At 41.7% G+C, this 18,958-nt stretch carries 16 protein-coding genes and 2 pseudogenes; 6 read left to right on the top strand and 12 right to left on the bottom strand.

Features of this window, described 5'->3' with window-relative positions; translation table 11 throughout:
- The first annotated feature begins 42 nt into the window (after window positions 1–42).
- Window positions 43–1,707 (top strand): glycoside hydrolase family 13 protein, encoded by a 1,665-nt coding sequence (locus NSQ44_RS08850; protein WP_340856606.1) that lies wholly within the window; start codon window positions 43–45, stop codon window positions 1,705–1,707.
- Here NSQ44_RS08850 and NSQ44_RS08845 read toward each other — a convergent pair.
- The 6 genes and pseudogenes from NSQ44_RS08845 to NSQ44_RS08820 all read right to left on the bottom strand — a co-directional run bounded on the left by NSQ44_RS08845 (window position 1,664) and on the right by NSQ44_RS08820 (window position 8,543).
- Window positions 1,664–2,113: a serine hydrolase domain-containing protein gene (locus NSQ44_RS08845; protein WP_328268066.1), complete on the bottom strand. Its 450-nt coding sequence runs from the start codon at window positions 2,111–2,113 to the stop codon at window positions 1,664–1,666. The genes NSQ44_RS08850 and NSQ44_RS08845 overlap by 44 nt on opposite strands.
- A gap of 177 nt (window positions 2,114–2,290) precedes the next feature.
- Window positions 2,291–2,929, bottom strand: a complete 639-nt coding sequence (locus tag NSQ44_RS08840; RefSeq protein ID WP_339195602.1) for a response regulator transcription factor — start codon at window positions 2,927–2,929, stop codon at window positions 2,291–2,293.
- Window positions 2,929–4,062, bottom strand: a pseudogene (locus NSQ44_RS08835) (GAF domain-containing sensor histidine kinase). The gene NSQ44_RS08840 and the pseudogene NSQ44_RS08835 overlap by 1 nt, the downstream one beginning before the upstream one ends.
- A gap of 118 nt (window positions 4,063–4,180) precedes the next feature.
- Window positions 4,181–5,638, bottom strand: a complete 1,458-nt coding sequence (gene ltrA, locus NSQ44_RS08830) for a group II intron reverse transcriptase/maturase (protein ID WP_232515578.1) — start codon at window positions 5,636–5,638, stop codon at window positions 4,181–4,183.
- Between the two features lie 670 nt (window positions 5,639–6,308).
- Window positions 6,309–6,749: a CBS domain-containing protein gene (locus NSQ44_RS08825; protein WP_062756343.1), complete on the bottom strand. Its 441-nt coding sequence runs from the start codon at window positions 6,747–6,749 to the stop codon at window positions 6,309–6,311.
- Between the two features lie 105 nt (window positions 6,750–6,854).
- A complete protein-coding gene (locus NSQ44_RS08820) occupies window positions 6,855–8,543 on the bottom strand; it encodes a glycoside hydrolase family 13 protein (RefSeq protein ID WP_340856596.1) in 1,689 nt (562 codons plus the stop codon).
- A gap of 157 nt (window positions 8,544–8,700) precedes the next feature.
- On the opposite strand from NSQ44_RS08820, the gene NSQ44_RS08815 reads away from it, so the two are divergent.
- The 3 genes from NSQ44_RS08815 (at window position 8,701) to NSQ44_RS08805 (ending at window position 11,222) form a co-directional block, all read left to right on the top strand.
- Window positions 8,701–9,123 (top strand): disulfide formation protein C, encoded by a 423-nt coding sequence (locus NSQ44_RS08815; RefSeq protein WP_340856592.1) that lies wholly within the window; start codon window positions 8,701–8,703, stop codon window positions 9,121–9,123.
- Window positions 9,124–9,333: 210 nt separating this feature from the next.
- The gene (locus NSQ44_RS08810) at window positions 9,334–10,560 is read left to right on the top strand and encodes an IS110 family transposase (RefSeq protein ID WP_340856590.1); all 1,227 of its coding nucleotides are present in this window, start codon (window positions 9,334–9,336) and stop codon (window positions 10,558–10,560) included.
- 170 nt (window positions 10,561–10,730) lie between these two features.
- Window positions 10,731–11,222: a thioredoxin family protein gene (locus NSQ44_RS08805; RefSeq protein ID WP_340856589.1), complete on the top strand. Its 492-nt coding sequence runs from the start codon at window positions 10,731–10,733 to the stop codon at window positions 11,220–11,222.
- Between the two features lie 656 nt (window positions 11,223–11,878).
- Here NSQ44_RS08805 and NSQ44_RS08800 read toward each other — a convergent pair.
- A complete protein-coding gene (locus NSQ44_RS08800) occupies window positions 11,879–12,277 on the bottom strand; it encodes a YhcU family protein (protein ID WP_081189044.1) in 399 nt (132 codons plus the stop codon).
- 125 nt (window positions 12,278–12,402) lie between these two features.
- On the opposite strand from NSQ44_RS08800, the gene NSQ44_RS08795 reads away from it, so the two are divergent.
- Complete coding sequence (locus NSQ44_RS08795; protein ID WP_339195742.1) at window positions 12,403–13,317, top strand: RluA family pseudouridine synthase; 915 nt, start codon at window positions 12,403–12,405, stop codon at window positions 13,315–13,317.
- Between the two features lie 27 nt (window positions 13,318–13,344).
- On the opposite strand, the pseudogene NSQ44_RS08790 reads toward NSQ44_RS08795, so the two are convergent.
- Window positions 13,345–13,968: pseudogene (locus tag NSQ44_RS08790) on the bottom strand (transporter associated domain-containing protein); the annotation flags it as partial.
- Entirely contained in the window at window positions 13,931–14,191 is a 261-nt protein-coding gene (locus NSQ44_RS08785; RefSeq protein ID WP_340856584.1) for a rhodanese-like domain-containing protein, read from the bottom strand. The pseudogene NSQ44_RS08790 and the gene NSQ44_RS08785, both read right to left, overlap by 38 nt.
- A gap of 339 nt (window positions 14,192–14,530) precedes the next feature.
- Here NSQ44_RS08785 and NSQ44_RS08780 point away from each other — a divergent pair, with 339 nt between their 5' ends.
- Window positions 14,531–15,163, top strand: coding sequence for a hypothetical protein (locus tag NSQ44_RS08780; protein WP_340856580.1), 633 nt, complete (start codon window positions 14,531–14,533; stop codon window positions 15,161–15,163).
- A 383-nt stretch (window positions 15,164–15,546) separates the two neighbouring features.
- Here the strand turns inward: NSQ44_RS08780 and NSQ44_RS08775 are convergent, their stop codons facing one another.
- From NSQ44_RS08775 to NSQ44_RS08765, 3 genes are all read right to left on the bottom strand, one after another.
- Window positions 15,547–16,146, bottom strand: coding sequence for a response regulator transcription factor (locus NSQ44_RS08775; RefSeq protein WP_340856578.1), 600 nt, complete (start codon window positions 16,144–16,146; stop codon window positions 15,547–15,549).
- Window positions 16,143–17,285 carry a sensor histidine kinase gene (locus tag NSQ44_RS08770; RefSeq protein ID WP_340856576.1) on the bottom strand — a complete coding sequence of 381 codons (1,143 nt, stop codon included), beginning with the start codon at window positions 17,283–17,285 and terminating at the stop codon, window positions 16,143–16,145. The genes NSQ44_RS08775 and NSQ44_RS08770 overlap by 4 nt, the downstream gene beginning before the upstream one ends.
- 95 nt (window positions 17,286–17,380) lie before the next feature.
- Window positions 17,381–18,412 carry a fatty acid desaturase gene (locus NSQ44_RS08765; protein WP_340856574.1) on the bottom strand — a complete coding sequence of 344 codons (1,032 nt, stop codon included), beginning with the start codon at window positions 18,410–18,412 and terminating at the stop codon, window positions 17,381–17,383.
- Window positions 18,413–18,958 lie beyond the last annotated feature (546 nt).

The following is an 18,958-nucleotide window of genomic DNA, read 5'->3' as shown; positions in this document are numbered from 1 at the left end:
TTAATAGTGAAAACCTATGCACAAAAAGAGGAGGATACAGCCGTGAAGAAAGCTTGGTGGAAAGAAGGAGTCGCGTATCAAATTTATCCGAGAAGCTTCATGGATTCAAATGGCAATGGAATTGGAGATCTTCGCGGAATTATCGAGAAGCTTGACTATTTAAAAGACCTTGGAATCGATATCATATGGATTTGTCCAATTTACAAGTCGCCAAATGCCGATAACGGATATGATATTAGCGATTATCATGCGATTATGGAAGAATTCGGGACAATGGAAGACTTTGATTTATTGCTCGAGGAAATTCACCGGCGCGGCATGAAAGTGATTTTAGATTTAGTCATTAACCATACAAGCGATGAACACCCATGGTTTATTGAATCGCGTTCATCAAGGGATAATCCGAAACGGGATTGGTACATTTGGCGTGATGGAAAAAATGGCAAAGAGCCGAACAACTGGGAAAGCATCTTTGGTGGATCGGCGTGGGAGTACGATCCGAAAACTGATCAATATTACTTGCACGTATTTGATGTAAAGCAGCCGGATTTAAACTGGGAAAACGAAGAAGTGCGCCAAGCGTTGTATAAAATGATTAATTGGTGGCTGGATAAAAGAATTGATGGATTTCGAGTGGATGCCATTTCACATATTAAGAAAAAGCCGGGATTGCCGGATTTGCCGAATCCGAAAGGGCTAGATTATGTTCCGTCTTTTGCTGGCCATATGAACCAAGAGGGAATTATGGATTATTTAAGAGAGCTCAAAATGCAAACGTTTGCACGCTATGATATTATGACGGTTGGAGAAGCGAATGGCGTTACCGTCGAGGACGCGGAAGAATGGGTCGGTGAGGAAAACGGTATTTTCAATATGATCTTCCAGTTTGAACATTTAGGGTTATGGCAAAAAGGAAGGAATGGCGGAGTGGATGTGCGCCAATTAAAGCGTACGTTGACAAAATGGCAAAAAGGGCTGGAAAACCGCGGCTGGAACGCATTGTTTTTAGAAAACCACGATCAGCCTCGTTCTGTCTCGACATGGGGAAATGATAAGGAGTACCTTACCGAAAGTGCGAAGGCGCTTGGTGCGATGTACTTTTTGATGCAAGGAACACCGTTTATTTATCAAGGACAGGAGATTGGGATGACGAACGTCCAATTTTCGAATATTGAAGACTACAATGATGTTGCTATTAAAAGAATGTATCAAATCGAACGGGAAAAGGGTCGCTCCCATGAAGAAATTATGAAAGTGATTTGGAAAACAGGGCGCGACAATTCGCGAACCCCAATGCAATGGTCCGACGCGCCAAACGCGGGGTTTACGACGGGAACGCCATGGATGAAAGTGAACGAAAACTATAAGACCATTAACGTCGAGGCGCAATTGCGCGACCCGAACTCCGTCCTTCAGTTTTACAAAAAAATGATTCGGCTTCGCAAGGAGAACGAAGTGTTTATTTATGGAACGTACGATTTGATTTTAGAAAAGCATCCGACGATTTATGCGTACACAAGAACGCTTGGAAACGAAAAAGCGGTGGTTATTGTCAATTTAAGCGATAAACCAGCGCTGTATCGATATGATGGCATTCGATTAAGCTCAGAAAATTTGGTGCTGCAAAACTATGATGTAAAACCGCATAAAAACGCAACACGCTTTAAGCTGAAACCGTATGAAGCACGCGTATATTTGCTGAAATAGACAAAAGCTGCCGTTCATTTCTCGGCAGCTTTATTTTGCTTCGGTGAGGAGAGATGGCTTTAGGCTGCCCGTCAGCGTCAAATCCCTCAAGAACCTTAATCTCGGCAATCTCAGAAACATACTTTTTGACTGGATCGTCGAGACTGACTTTTCCTTCCTCGACCAATTGCATCAATACTGTGCCGGTGATGGCTTTAGTGGTCGAGAAAAGAGCAAACACTGTGTCGGTGGTCATCGGCGTTTCCTTTCCGAGTTCGCGCACCCCGGCTGCACCTTCGTAGATGTTGCCCTCGCGATCAGTTATCATTGCAACCACTCCTGGTACGCCTCCAGCCCTGCCTACAGCTTTATCCAAAACTTTGTCAAGAACATCCTTGAGAGCATTCTTGATTGCTTGCCTCGTCATATTTTCGTCATCCCCCTCATAAGCTCTATTAACTTCCGTTCACTACAACGATATGCGTGGCATTTCTCTCCTTTTTTCCTTGTTTTTCTGATTATAGTGTAATCAAAGGAATGGCTTCTTTCACCGGCAAATCGGGGGAGCTGTACATACGAAAGTAGCCGAATCCTCAAAATACAACTAAAGTCTGAGATGTTTTACAGCATAAAGAGCCGCTTGGGTGCGATCCGCAAGATTTAACTTAGCCAGTATATTGGATACATGCGTTTTGACCGTTTTTTCTGTAATCATTAATGCTGCGGCAATCTCTTTATTGCTTTTTCCTTTCGCAATTTCCGCAAGCACTTCTTTTTCCCTCTTCGTCAATACTTCAATAAGTTGTTCCTTACGATCCCCTCCCTTTGACACATGAGTCATTAAATGCGTGGTGACTTTCGGGTGAAGCTGATTTTCGCCTCGGTACACAGATATAATCACTTGTACTAACTGATCTGGTTCTACATCCTTCAATTGATACCCCGACGCGCCGGCACGAATGGCGGGAATAACATGATCCACATCAGAAAAGCTTGTTAAAATGAGAATTTTCGTATGAGGAGACAGCTCCTTTATTTTTTTCGTGGCTTCCACGCCATCCATAACCGGCATGACCAAATTCATTAACACGACATCTGGTTGCAGTTCTTTCACCCGTTCCACCGCTTCTTTTCCATTGGACGCTTCACCGACTACGTTAATTTCTTTTTGCGTGTTGAGGAAAAATGCTAATCCTCGCCGAACAACATGATGATCATCCACAATAAGTACATTGATCCCCATTATCCTCTCCCCTTTTTCAACGGAATGATGACATCAATCGCCGTTCCTTCTCCTGCGGCACTTTTAATATGAATTTCTCCATTTAACGATGCGACCCTCTCTTTCATACTATTTAAGCCGAGAGAAAAAGGATGTCCATCCGTCTTGGAAAATCCGCATCCCTCATCATGTATTTTCATATGGACATAGTGCTTTTGGACGTGGATCGCCATATCAACCTCAGACACTCCCGCGTGTTTTTTGCAGTTATTCAATGCTTCTTGTCCCACGCACCATAAACACTCTTCGACTTCATTAGATAAATCGATCAGTCCGTTAATATCCACGGTTACTTTTAACCCGAGCATATCTCCGTAATGCTAAAAGGCGTTGGCTAGCCCATGTTCTAACCCGTGCTGACGAAGCTGCCAAATAAGCGCCCGCATTTCCTGAAGGGCTTCTTGCGCTAATTGCTGAATGTAGGCGAACGTATCTTTTATTGTTTCGCCTTGAGTCATTTCTTTTGCGCCGCGGGCCGTCAACTGCAGCGAAAATAATAATTGGCTCACCGAATCGTGCAAATCTCGCGCTAAGCGGTTGCGTTCTGCTATTAACGCGAGATTTTGTTCATTTTCGGCGAGCTTGATTCGCTTTATTGCTGTCCCGATTTGATAAGCAACCGCTTCTAATAATGCCAGTTCCTCATTTGTAAAGCTCGTTTTATGCGGAGCAGCTACATTGAGCACTCCAAATTTCTCATCCCCTGCACGAAGAGGAATGCTCGCGTGGTGGGTAACGCCATTGGTATCTCCCCATTGCTCTTCGATTGCCTTTTCAAGCCGCTTGCATTCAATGACATTCGCTGCCCGCTGCAGCCGCCCATCTCTGTACCGTTCCAAACACCAACAGCCTCCTTCGCACATCGGCTTCTTATTTTCCCATGTCAGTGCAGGAGGTAATTGATAGTCAGCAATAAGAGAGTATCCTTCTTTTGGATGAACAAAAAAAATCCAGCCGCATTGCAGTTTCATCACTTGTATTAATTCCTTTAATACCGTCTGCAGCATTTCCTTTAAATCATTGCACTCATTCAATGTTTCGGCAATGGATTTTAATGTAAGCAATTCTTGAATATCCTGCTTGTCCTTGCTCATTTTTCTTCCCCCTTCGCTCCAATCGTATAGAATAGAGTAGGGTAACCTCTTTCAAGGCTACCCCCTCATCAAACCGTACGTGCCCTATTAAGGCATACGGCTTACCAATGTGTTACAATTAATACGTCGCTAACCTTTGCGCATATTGCATTTTACGGACACGGTCAGGAGTGTAAAACTCTTGACCCTCTTCTTTCGCTCTTTGTTTACGTCTTTCGAGTTCTTTTCGTTGTTTTTCTTTCATACGTTGAATGTAATTTTCTAAAGTAAATCCATAAATTTTATGATAGTAATACCAATATGCTGGTATTAAACCTATCCTCGCAAAGAATTCATTATTCCATTTTGTTTTCATAAGATGTCCTTTTCTTTGATTTGGATGACTGTGTATCATGGCAACTCTTAACCTTTTTCGTATGTAACCATCTATCGCTAATAACTCTTTTCCAAATGCTTGAAAGAAGCAAGAACTTTTAAATCCAAATTGTGCATTTGCCTTAATTGCTTCATAGATCGTCAGAAAATAGTTTACCTTGCCTCGAATGATTGGATTAACCTGCCCAAGCCATTTCTCTTTGCTGAGTGTGAGTGTTTTCCTTGTCTTTGCTTTTATTTTCTGACGAAAATCTTTCCAAGTTGCATCTTTTGGTTTAGCGATATAGTATGGTTTACCATCCTTTTTGCGTTTTCGCCAATGTTCAAATGTAAACCCTATGAAGTCAAAATCGTCATTATTGAAATCTACAAATTTCGTTTTCTCCGATGAGAGTTCAAGACCGAGTTCCGCTAGTTTCTCTTTCGTGACTTCTGCAGCTTTCTTGATGTCTTCCTCTGTTTTAGCAAACACCAGGAAATCGTCTGCGTATCTGACAAATCGAAAATTGTGCTCAGCCCACATCCAATCAAGCTCATTTAGATAGATATTGGCAAGTAGTGGAGAAATGACACCCCCTTGGGGTGTTCCTGAAGCTGTTGCATGGTATTTTCCTTCCTCCATGTATCCAGCTTTTAACCATTTCCAAATCATGTCTAATACCGTTCCATCCGCAATGTATTTGTTTAACACTCTCATTAAGTTCTTATGCGGAATATTGTCGAAGAAGCCTTTGATATCTGCATCATAAATGTAGTTATATCCTTGTTCGATATTAGCCATGATTATTTGTAGGACGCGCTTCGCGCCTAGATTTGGTCTATAACCACATGACCATTTATGGAAAAAGCCATTTTCGAATTTCGGTTGTAGCACATCTACTAGAGCTTGTTGGACAATTCGGTCTTCAATGTTAGGGATTCCTAAAGGTCTAAGTTTGCCGTTCTTCTTTGGAATGTAATGTCTTCTTACTGGGGAAGGTTTATATTCTTTTCTTCTTAACTTTTGTAAAAGTGAGTTTAGATTCTCATCTAAGTTATATCGATAGCTGTCTATCGTTTCACCATCGATACCGCCAGACCCACCGTTCGCTTCTACCTTATCCCAGGCTGCTTTTAATTTCCTGTCAAAGAGAATTTGTCCATAAATACTATGCCATTTTAAAGTTAACGCACGGTTCATTGCATATTCCACACCTTTCATTGTGTACATTCAGTTCGTTTTTACCGCAGTATCGTTTCCTGTTCGCATTACACACCTTTACAGATGTAGAGCCACAAGGTCGTTCCCCTTCCGTTCATACTTGGTTTGGTCCAAATACTACTTCCGTACTATGGGAACGTCTGACTTCTCCATTCACATTCATCATTTCGGATTGCCCTTATAGATGGATGTCCCTAAGGTAGAATGGAGACCTCACGGGGTCATCGTACCTTCCTTATAAGCATACCCAGCACCATCACTTGATAAGCCATCTCTATTCAGCTGATTTATCGAACAGAGACCACTACTCTCAGTAGAGGACTTCCCATTATTTCCGCATGGTCGTCAACTTACCCTGCCGCTGTGCTTCACGCTTATGCATTTGGGTCTGCCTAACCGACTACGGGTCTCTCGACTTTCCGCATCTCCTTCAGACACCACCTCACGATGATGCCCTAGATTAGTCTTCACTGGTTGTATCAGCACTCCAGTGGAAGGACTTTCACCTTCGAGAAAAAATGAGTCTTCCAGGTTATTCAGAGCCGTGTTTACCATAGGTATCGTGCTCCAGCCTTTAACGACTCATTCAGTGTAGAATCCCTACACAAAGTACGACTGCCCGTCGCACAGAAAAAGGATGTCTCATAAGTCAGAGACATCCTTCATTTTTTTATCCTTGTGGTTGCGACGGCTCAGAAATGTTTGTCAATGCTTGTCCCGCCGCTTGATCGGACGCGCTGTTTGTCGCGATATCGCCTAAAGCGACAATTCCTTGAATTTGGTTATTTTCGACAATTGGCAAACGACGAATTTGATGTTGCGCCATCACACTTGCCGCCTCTTGAACGCTCATATTAGGCGTACCAGTGACCACGCGATTCGTCATTATTTCCGATACAGGAGTGGAAGCTGGATCTTTTCCTTGCGCCGATGTACGAAGTGTAATATCACGGTCCGTGATCATTCCTTTTACTTGACCGTTTTCCACTACTGGAAGAGCCCCAATATTTTTTTGGCTCATGATTTGCGCAGCTTCTTGAACTGTTTGGTTAGGAGAAACTGTCGCTACATTTTTCGTCATAACGTCTTGAACTTTGTTGTTATTATTCATGTGATCCTCCCCTTTCACCGATTATTATGGGCGGATTGGCGGGAGGATATAGGTAGAAAATAATGTTTGTATCGCTTAGTATTGGCACCGGAAAAAGCAAATGTTTCATGACAAACGGATTTTATATACGCGCGCCTCCCATGGACGCAAGCGAATTTCTTTCAGTTCTTCCGTTTCATCAACATCGTAATTGCTGATAAGCAGTTCTTTTGTTTTGTAGGTGATATCATCCGGAAGCCGGAAAACAGGAGTTTTTTCAGAAAAATTAGTAATAACAATCAGCTTTTCATTTCCCAATGTGCGTGTGTATGCGTAAATATACGGATCGTCTTCCAAAATTAAGTCATATGTTCCATAGACAATAATGTCATGCTGCTTGCGAAGTTGAATTAATTTTTTATAATAATGAAACACCGAATTTGGATCCGCTAAAGCCTCTTTTACGTTGATTTCCTTATAATTTGGATTTACTGGAATCCATGGCGTCCCCGTTGTAAATCCTGCGTTTTCGCTGTCATCCCACTGCATCGGTGTGCGCGCGTTGTCACGCCCTTTATAATAAATTTTCTCCATCACTTTTTGCGGATCTTCACCATATTCTTCCACACGTTCTTTATACATGTTCAATGTTTCAATATCGCGGTAGTATTCAATCGACGGGAAGCGCACATTGGTCATTCCGATCTCTTCACCTTGGTAAATATACGGTGTTCCTTGCATCATATGGAGAAATGTTGCAAGCATTTTCGCCGATTCCACACGATACTTTCCATCATCGCCAAAGCGAGAAACAGCGCGTGGCTGATCATGATTGTTTAAGTAAAGACTGTTCCATCCTTTTCCTTCTAGCTCTTTTTGCCATTTTGTCATCGTTTTTTTCAAATCGGCCAACGACCATGGACGAATATCCCATTTTCCTCCAGGTCCAGAATCTAAACCAACATGCTCGAATTGAAACACCATGTTCAACTCATGACGCGATGGGTCGGTATATAAAATTCCCTCTTTTGGTGTGACTCCCGGCGTTTCTCCGACCGTCATAATGTCGTATTTTGACAATACTTCGCGGTTCATCTCTTGCAAAAACTCATGAACGCGCGGACCGTTCATAAAATATTTGCTTCCTGAAACATATTTTTTTCCTTCCTGCGGTTCACCATCCGGTAATCCTGGTGTTTTCGAAATCATATTAATGACATCCATCCGAAAGCCGTCGACGCCTTTGTCAAGCCAAAACTTCATTATGTCATACACTTCGCGGCGCACTTTTGGATTTTCCCAGTTTAAATCTGGTTGTTTTTTTGAAAAAAGATGCAAATAATATTCTTCCGTCGTTTCGTCATATTCCCACGCTGAACCGCTAAAAATTGACTCCCAATTGTTCGGTTCCTTTCCATCTTTTCCAGGCCGCCATATATAGTAGTCGCGATACGGATTGTCCTTTGACTTTCTTGATTCGATAAACCACGGATGCTCATCTGATGTATGATTGACGACTAAATCCATCACTAGCTTAATCCCGCGTTTGTGCATTTCCTCAAGCATTTCTTCCCAATCTTCCATCGTACCAAATTCATCCATAATCTCCCGATAATCGCTTATATCATATCCGTTGTCATCATTTGGCGATTTATATACCGGAGATAGCCATACCACATCCACACCAAGTTCTTTTAAATAATCAAGTTTCGCGATAATGCCGCGGATATCGCCAATGCCATCCCCGTTGGAATCGTAAAAACTGCGCGGATAAATTTGATACACAACCGCTTCTTTCCACCATGCTCGTTCCAAATTTCTCACCTCTATGTACATATATGAAAACGATTGCACATGAGTATTATACTATAAAACAAAAAGGAGCGGCTATATATATTCAAAATTTTACATTCTCCTTTTCGTCCAATATAATGAAAATGGCAATAAACATGAGAAATAAGGGGACTACAGTATGAATAACAATGCCAAAACATTGGAAAACGCGCTTATCGGCGCTTGGGGAATTTCATTGATCGCGACGCTTGGTAGCCTTTACTTTTCCGAAGTTTTAAAATTTACTCCTTGTGATCTTTGCTGGTTCCAACGAATTTTTATGTATCCACAGGTGATTTTATTAGGGCTTGCGGTCATTCGGAAAGAATATGACATCGCGCGCTATAGCCTTTCATTATCCATCATCGGAGGAACGATCTCACTTTACCATTATTCTCTGCAAAAAATTCCGTTCTTCCAAAACTACGCAATTTCATGCGGCCGCGTCCCTTGCACGGGACAGTACATTAATTGGCTTGGCTTTATTACGATTCCATTTTTAGCGTTAGTTGCATTTTTTCTCATTAGACTCCCATGCCGCAAAAGCGGCACCAGCAGATGATGAAAATAGTTCGTCCATGTATACTTAATCTTAGGCTGGCCAGCGAGGTCGTCTTACCTTGGTGCCATGAGCCCGTTAATTAGACAGACCCCGACGACCTGGTGCACCACAGACTGTTGCTCCCTGGGGAAGCACGCGGGATAGAATGACGTGTATGGTCGTTGCACCGCCAGCCTGTGTTTATTACATGTTAGGCATGGGGGAACGAACATGGACATTATCCATACTCATGTTTGTGGATTAGACGTTCATAAGAAGAACGTCGTCGCTTGTATTATTACTCCGGATCATCAAGAGATCCGCACGTTTTCTACCATGACTGAAGACTTGCTTATGCTTGTAGACTGGATCAAGGCGCATGGCGTCACTCACGTGGCCATGGAAAGTACAGGTTCCTACTGGAAGCCAATTTATAACCTGTTGGAGATGGAAGACATCAAGATTTTAGTGGTCAATGCCAAACATATCAAAAATGTGCCTGGTCGCAAAACAGATGTAAAGGATGCCGAGTGGATCGCTGGACTCTTACGCCATGGATTGCTACAAGGTAGTTACATCCCTGACCGCCAGCAACGGGAGTTGAGGGAACTCATCCGTTATCGTCGCAGCCTGATTGAAGAGCGGGCTCGCGAAATCAACCGCATCCAGAAGGTACTGGAAGGGGCTAACATCAAACTCTCCTCGGTGGCGACCAATGTGCTGGGCAAATCGGGTCGAGCCATGATCGAGGCTTTAATTAATGGTGAAACTGACCCCGATGTGCTATCCGAACTGGCTCAGCACCGTCTCAAACGGAAGAAAGAGGAGTTGAAAAAGGCCCTGAAGGGCCTCATCGGCCCTCATCAACGCCTGATGCTTAAAACCCAGCTTGAGCATATTGATCACTTAGATGCCTTGATTGAAGAACTGGATGCTGAAATCAAGGAGCGGATGCGCCCTTTTGAAGATGACCTGGAGCGGTTAGATACGATCCCCGGCGTTGGTCGGCGCACAGCGGAGCATATTTTGGCTGAGATTGGCCCTGACATGACACAGTTTCCTTCGGCAGCTCACTTGTGTTCATGGGCAGGAGTCGCCCCAGGGAATAACGAAAGTGCCGGAAAACGAAAGTCAGGGAAAACCCGCAAGGGAAACCAGAAGCTTCGTAGCACCCTGGTGGAAGCCGCCCGTGCCGCTGCTAGGTCCAAACACACCTATCTATCCAGCCAGTACCACCGTATTGCTGCACGCCGGGGGGCCAATCGTGCAGCGGTTGCGGTCGCTCATAGCATCCTGACTATTGTCTACCATCTCCTCAAAAAGAAGCAGACTTACATCGAACTTGGTCCACATTACTACGAAGAACGCAAGCGCCATCAAGTCGCCAGACAAGCGATTCGGAAGTTGGAAACACTAGGGTTTAAGGTCATGGTAGAGCCGTCAAATCAAACAGCGTAGTTAACCGAAACAGTAACCATCAGGTGCATAAACATGACTTATTCCAGCAAATACCAATCTGCTGGTGTTAACACCCCCTGGATTTTTTGTGCTTTTTTCATGGACTTAAATTTTCGGGATAGTGTATTAAGCATCTTCATTATTCGTAAAGGGAAAGAAGGGAAAATAAGTTGAAAAAGCTCCTTATCTTCGGATCGATTATTGTAGCGCTGTTTGCGGCGATCTCCTTTATCACATCGTATCAGCAAAAACAAGCTGCCAAAAATAATCCTTATCATAAAGAAGAACTTGACCCTGCAACTGTTGCGCAGCTTGATGATCCAAATTATCAAAACATCATTTTGCCGAACGAATTAGAACAGAAGTTAAAAAACAAAGAAACGGTCACCGTCTATTTTTACAGCCCGACTTGTCCGCACTGTAAAAAAATAACTCCGATCGTCGTCCCTTTGGCAAAACAAATGGGCATTGACTTAAAAATGTTTAATTTGCTTGAATTTGAAGATGGATGGGATAAGTACCATATTGATGGAACACCAACCCTTGTTCATTATGAAAAAGGGAAAGAAGTAAAACGAATCGATGGCTATCATGAAAAAGCAGTTTTCCGTGACTGGTTTTCTTCGATTCAACATAGCAATCGAGTAGGAGGGAGCGATTAACTCCCGTCCTCTCACACCACCGTACGTACGGTTCCGTATACGGCGGTTCAATTAAGATCATTGACGCAAGTCTTTATAACTTCCGTGAATAGCTGTTCTCTTTATGCCAGTGGTCACTCCACCCTCCAAGAGATCTCCCACGGGATTCACCGCTTCCTCCCTCAAGTGAGGTACTACGTTTTCTGTGTTCATCATGACTCACTGAATGCCAAGGGCTATTCTCTCTTAATTGTTCGGTCCTTCTTAGTTGTTCTAGACCAACTAATACTATGACCTCTGCTGACTTCTGACGGTTCAGCTACTTATCACTAAGTAGGTTATGAAGCGTACTTCACATATCCGCCAGACCTCCCCGGGTAAGTACATGCACTTTCACACCATCTATCCGCCTCATTTACTCGATATGACCTTCGACAGAAAGAGCTTTGTTTTGTTATGCAAACTCACTCAATCATACCTAGCCTTATATGAGGTTCGTGTTCCTCGGACCGGTGTTTTGCCTCCAGCTTCCTTCAGATTCCGCGTCACCACGGACACCCTTTCGTTGAGCTAACCTCTACTTCTGTCTTCGGGGTTCGGGACTTACACCCTATAGTTCATGTACATGCCGGGCGCACATAAATAAGGAGCTCGCCCTGTGATGGACGAGCTCCATCTTACATTAACCAATCGCTTTGTGAAGGCAAATACATACTGCATGGGTAATGACGCTTGCTCATAAACTGCTCGATCATAAACGGAAACGTAATACCGTACCGCCTAAGTAATTTGACGTTCCGCTCAAATAGATCACGATACCGTTCGCAATCTCCGCTTTCTCCTACATATTCGATCACAGTAATTAACGATTGAAGTGATGAAATAATTTGAAACGCTTCTTTCATCGTTCCATTGTATGTAACGTATTCCCTTGGTAATGAAAGGATTTTCGAATTTTCAAACTTATTAATTTGTTCATCATCAAAATAATACGGAAAAATGTTTGTGTAAAAATAATTGACTAAATAATTCATATATTCCTCTTGTTCTTTCGTGGCTGCATAAACCATTTTCATGTTCTTACCACCTTTTCGCACTTGCATAACATACTATAAAACGCTACTATGAGTGTATCATATCTGATACATATATTGAGGTAGAAAGTGTTTCCACTGTTTTGAAATTTTGGAGTGAAATAATGATGTGGTCCAAAAAAGGAGACTGGCTTGAATGTGTCATTCCTTCTTTTTGGGAAGGACGTACGATTGAATCGTTGCTAAAAGAAGTATGGTGCGCCTCTAAAAAGTTAGCTCATCAACTGCGAATGGAAAAAGGAATCAAGCTCAACGGAAAAGAAGTATCATGGCAAACGCCATTAAAAGAAAAAGACCGCCTGCAGTTGTATCTTTATAAACCTGAACCTTCCATCATTATTCCTGAATATCGAGAGCTTTCCGTTTTATGGGAGGACGAGCATCTCCTTATTATTAATAAAGGCGCTGGAATCGATATCCATCCTTCTGAACCTTCTCAAATAGGGACTTTAGCGAACGCGGTCGCTTTTTATTTACAATCACAAGGGATTTTGACGAAAGTACGGCATATTCACCGGCTTGATCGTGACACATCGGGAACGATTTTGTTTGCCAAACATACGCTTGCAGGAGCCACGCTTGATCGGATGTTGGAAAGACGGCTCATCAAACGGACGTATGTAGCGCTCGTCCATGGCATCCTAAAAAATAAATCAGGAACGATTTCTGCACCGATTGGACGCGATCGCCATCATCCGACGAGACGCAGAGTTTCGAAAACGGGTGCAAAAGCGGTAACACACTACCGCGTCTTACATACGTTTCCCGATGAACAAACATCGCTCGTAGAGCTTTCCCTCGATACCGGGCGCACGCATCAAATCCGCGTCCATATGAGTTACATCGGTCATCCGTTAGTCGGAGATGTTCTTTATGGCGGAAAAGACACATTTCATCGACAAGCACTTCACGCCGTTAAACTATCATTTTTGCATCCTTTTACGAACGAAATGATTTCATGCATCGCTCACGTTGATGATTTTCCTGTTGATATCGCTCGGTTTTACATGGATCCACCATAAAAGGCAGACGTCCTATAAACGTCTGCCTCATAAATGCAATTCCTCTTTTTCACCGAGTTCATTATCTGCTTCTCTCTCTTCTTTTTCCTGCTTCACGACTTCTAGCGTCTTCACGTGGTGACCATCCATCTCCTTCACCGTAAACAAGTAATTGTCGATTTCGACGCTATCGCCTACTTTAATATCATAATGCTTCGTTAAAATCCATCCTCCAATCGTATCGACATCCTCATCATCAATGGAAAGGCCAAACAAATCGTTCACTTCGCTAATCAGCACTTTCCCGTCGATAATCGTACGTGTTTCATCAATTTTTTGGATCAACGGAATTTCATCTACATCAAATTCATCTTGAATTTCTCCAACAATTTCTTCTAAAATATCCTCGACAGTAACAAGTCCCGACGTACCGCCATATTCATCGACTAAAATGGCCATGTGGATGCGTTCTTTCTGCATTTTCACAAGCAAATCATGGATCGCGATTGATTCAATCACTTGAATGATTGAGCGGATATAATCTTTCATTTGTTTTTCTTCGGATGGATTTGTCACAAGATCCGTAAACACTTCTTTCACATTAATAAGTCCAAGAACGTGATCTTTATCGCCATCAATAACTGGATAACGAGTATATTTTTCCTTTGGCACAGACCACATAAATTTCGTTTTCTTTCTCTTTAGGCAATTGCTCAAGAAATGGATCCACACCGTCAAGAACTTCAAAATAAGGAATATTTACAACTTGTACGTTCTTTCCTTCAATTCTCCAATCAACATACTCCTCTTGATTGCGTACATCGACTATAAACAAGTCTTCCCCGCGAATGATTTTGTTTGCAATTTCTTTTACCGTGATAGTTTTTACCGTCATATTCCCTTCTTCCTCCTATCGAATGTTGTAAATTTGGTTTAAACTAATCATTTTACATATACATGTATGGGTATTTATGGTCTCAATATTACAAAACATTGCTCTAAAAGTCAACGCTTTTTATTTTTAGATGCAATTACTTCCTCCAGTTCGCCGTATTGTTCTATTATAAACGATAAAGGGACTGAAGATGTTTGCTTAAAATAAACGTATGATTCGAACGAGATTAGGAAGGTCGATAAATTGAAACGATCAATGAAGAAGACACTGGATTTTACATATTCGTAATAGAATTCAAGCTTATCCCTTTTTATAAATAGGAGAATTAGGTTTGTCGCTATGATAGGGATTATCTCGTTTCCACCGCCATCGATGCAGCATCGTTTTGCCATAATGGCGAACGGACGAGTTGCTGCAATCATCAATGCAACTTTTTTAACAAGCATTTCCAGCTCGGGACTCTATACTAATATTTCAACCATTTTGGATAACTTAAAAGACACCCTCACGCTTGCACCTTATTTGTGGGCATGGGGCATTGGGGGCGTTATCGGGAGCTTTTCCGTTGGATATTTCATTGACCGGACGGCACGACCGAAAATGCTTATGGCCGGAATTATAGCCATAATGGCTTTAGCTATGTCTGCATACCATTTGCACTCTCTTTCCCGATGCGATCCTTTTTACCTTTTATTCTATAGGGGCGATGGGCTGGGCTTCGCAAGCCCGCAACAACATGAACGGCTTCGTTACCAGCCTGAGCATGACGCTGCTGTTGTAGCTTTAAACAGTTCCGCTAATTATTTAGGAAGTGCAGCAGGTTCTTCTCTTGAAGGGATTGTATTGCTTGCAGGATTGGTGCCTTCCTCCCTTCCGTTTGCTTCCAGTTGTCTAGTGTTGGCGGCTTTACTAGTACAATGTTTGATTATGTTCAGTAAAAAAAGTAAGCGCATATCAGAACTTAAGAAATAAACTTATCTATGAAAAACAATTCTTTCTATAATTCGTATACCGAGAAGCATGACGCACTCAGGCTCTCACAAAGCGATTGTTTGGCTCGCGATGCTTGAAAACTCATAAATGGTATAACAAGAATCATATAATAATTATTTTCTCTAGAAAAATATAAATTCAAACAAACAGGGTGCCGTTATCGGCTTAACCAGAATAAAATTTGATACGTGAATTTATTGGCAGGCGGAACCTGAATCTCATCGTTCCACGAAATATATTGAGGAACTTATCGTGTTTTTGGGAAAGGTATTAATAACTGTTCATTTTGTTCGCCTGCAAGATTTCGGTTCTGTCTCTTATGATGTTTTGATTTAGTTGCGAAAAAACAATTTTTCTTATGTCTATTTAAACCATCCCCTTTCTTTAGATTGTTTAATCGCTTCGATCCGGTTCGTTACCTCAAGCTTATCCAAAATCGTTGAAATATAGTTTCGGACCGTTCCGGTTTTTAGTTTCAGTTCGTCCGCGATTTTTTTTGTGTTTTTTCCATCGGCAATGAGTTCTAATATTTCCTTCTCCCTTTCCGTGAGAGGATTTTCTTCACTGTAAACATCATCCATCAGCTCGGGAGCATAGATTCGCCGGCCTGCCATGATGCTGCGGATCGAGCTTGCCAGCTCCTCGCTGGGGCTGTCTTTCAATAAATAGCCGCTGACACGAGCTTTTAAAGCCCGTTGGAAATAACCAGTACGGGCAAACGTTGTTAAAATGATCACTTTACATTCCAGGTCTTTCAGCTCTTCAGCTGCCTCGAGGCCACTTTTTTTGGGCATTTCGATATCCATGATGCAAACATCAGGCTGATATTGCTTCACAAGTGAAACAGCTTCTTCTCCGTTGCTCGCCTTCCCCACCACTTCCATATCCTCTTCCAAATTAAGCAAAGTCCCTAAAGCGCCCAGCATCATACGCTGGTCTTCAGCTATGACGATTCGAATCATGATTTGAGTCCCTCCTTAACGGCCTGTTTTACTACATTAGGTATTTTCATGTTTAATATAGTCCCTTTATCCGAACAAATTTCCAGACTGCCGTTCACAAACTCCAGACGTTCTTTAATTCCGATCAGTCCGTTTCCTTTTGCAAGATCCCGTTCCTCCTCCATGCCGATTCCGTCATCTTGCACCGTAATACATATTTCGTTCCAAGATTGCTGAATGGCAATCCGACAAGTAAACGCCTTACTATGTTTTACGACATTTGTTACTGCTTCCTTCAAACACATACTTAAAATGTTCTCAATAAACGGGGATACGTTTGATAGTGTGAATTCTTCTTCATTACTTACCAACTTGATTTCAGCAGCTTGGAGTAGTTGTTTTATATGTATGATTTCCTCTTTCAATCGAACCCCGCGCATTTGTGAAACTATTTTCCTTACTTCATTCAATGCAGTTCTGGCCGTTTGCTGAACATCTTTTAATTCGCTGCGGGCTTGTTCAGGGTCTTTGTAAATTAATTTTCTAGCCAAATCGCTTTTTAGACCGATAAGGGACAGCTTCTGGCCTAACGCATCATGAAGATCGCGGGCAATTCGCTGGCGCTCCTCCTGTTTCACGAGCTCGGAAATTCTTTTGTTGGCATCTTGGAGCTGTTCTTCGAGCTGCCCTTGCTTTTTTCGATTATAAATGTTGAATGGAAGAAGGATGACGCTAATCCAAATGATGATGACAAATGGCAATTGCTTTAAGAATAACTTTTCCTGTAGAACCACGTTATAGTTGATCGAGATGGTCGTTGCAGCTAAGTGAATGATGTACAATATTAAAAAAGCAATGCGGTTTTTGATATGACCGTTATAGTAAGCAATATAAAAAGCAAAATAGATAAATTGGAAAAGGATCGTCATCGTGATAGAAATCCCAATTAAAATTGATGTCCACAAGTAGACAGGCCACTTTTTTGAAATAAAAGCTAAACGATATACAAAGAAAAATATAAGTGTCAGCACGATCCCTGCAATGATTTCCTTAGTGGAGGAAGATTGAAAAATAAAATAAAACGGCAATATGATAAAAACGCTCCATATATAAGGAGTAATTCCCGAGAATTTCTCTAAGATCATATACTTTTTTTGCATGGTCAAATCCTCTAAAAATTCAATTTGTTTTACATGTTATCTTATCATAAAAAGTACACTGCGTCTTAAAAACTTTGCCCAATTTTCTAAAGATTTTACAATTCAGATTCAATATAGACTTTCGAGTTTTTTTCCTTCTTTTTCGATAAGTCTTTAAACCCGACAAACTTTTTCGCTTGCTCATCCCATAAGCGGAATTGGAGAGATTTTAAGCTTGTCGCTAGAGTGATGGTTGGTACATTCTGTAAAAGATACGTTTGATTGTGTGCCTCTTCCAGCTTATAATTAGGTATCCTTGGGCTCAAATGATGGACGTGGTGAAAACCGATATTTCCAGTAAGCCATTGCAGCGGTTTTGGAAGCTTATAGTATGAACTCCCTTCAACAGCTGCTTTCACATACTCCCAGTTTTCATCTTCTTCAAAATAAGAATCTTCAAATGTGTGCTGTACGTAAAAAAGCCAAATGCCTAAAGAGCCTGAAATGAAAAAGATTGTGCCTTGAATGATAAGAAACGGCTCCCATCCGATCGTCCAACCAAGCAGTCCAACTAAGGCAACGATTGATATGTTTGTTATATATGTGTTGATGCGTTCCTTGAACCTCGCATTTTTTCTGTTAAACCGATTTTTAATAAGGAAAACGTAAATCGGTCCTAGCCCAAACATCACGAACGGATTTCGATACACCCTATAGGCGAATTTAGTTAAAGGCGGTGCTGACAAATATTCATCAACTGTCAAAACCCATATATCCCCTGTTCCGCGCTTATCTAAATTTGAGCTGGTTGCATGGTGGACTGAATGGTTGTGCTGCCATTTGCTGTACGGAAACAACGTTAAAATACCAGCTATTGTTCCAAAAATTTTATTGGCAAGGCGGTTTTTAAAAAAGGAATAGTGACAACAATCATGGAAAATGATGAAAAGTCGAACTAAAAATCCACCTGCGATCATGCAAATAGCGAAAGTAAGAACATAAGAAATGGATAAGCTTTGATAAGCTAAAAACCATAACAGAAAAAACGGCACAGTCGTATTGACCAACTGCCAAACACTATTCATCGTGTTAGGTTTTTCATAAGGAGCCATTTGCTTTCTTAATTTTTTTTGCATTTGTTTCATCATGTTTCGATTCCCTTCTTTATTTGATATTTCTAATCATAAATGAGGGAAATCGATCTGTGTAGTCATATATGTCATATTCAAAATATGATAAATGTCATATATCGTTTTCTATCATATTCGCTTTTGCTGACGGACATGCACACTTGGAAATGAATATTCCTTAACAAAATGCATATTTTCTCAAAGCTTAATGCAGTGAGGGAGCCAACGTGCAAAAGATGAATAGAAAAAGATAACGGCATTTGCGGAATTTTGTGGATATTTTCTGAAGAGACTTTTGCAACGAGGAAAAGGCCGGACATTGAGTTTGAATGAAAACTTGAAGTATTCTCCATTTCATGTCTACTCGACATAATGCCGTTAGTTAACGGGTTCTTTTTAAAAGCTCCTTAAAAAATATGAAACCACAGAACTCTTCAATGAATTTCTGTGGTTTTTTACAGTAATAGGAGCATTTCCCTTCCATCTTTAGGAAGTTGTGAGCCTTGCCGTTTTAGATAAAACACAATATCGCTTTTTCCAGAATCTTAGCGAAAAACGGCTGAA

This window comes from Aeribacillus sp. FSL M8-0254 (genome assembly GCF_038008845.1).
GTDB classification, from domain to species: domain Bacteria; phylum Bacillota; class Bacilli; order Bacillales; family Aeribacillaceae; genus Aeribacillus; species Aeribacillus composti.
This window is presented reverse-complemented; position numbering and strand designations above follow the sequence as displayed.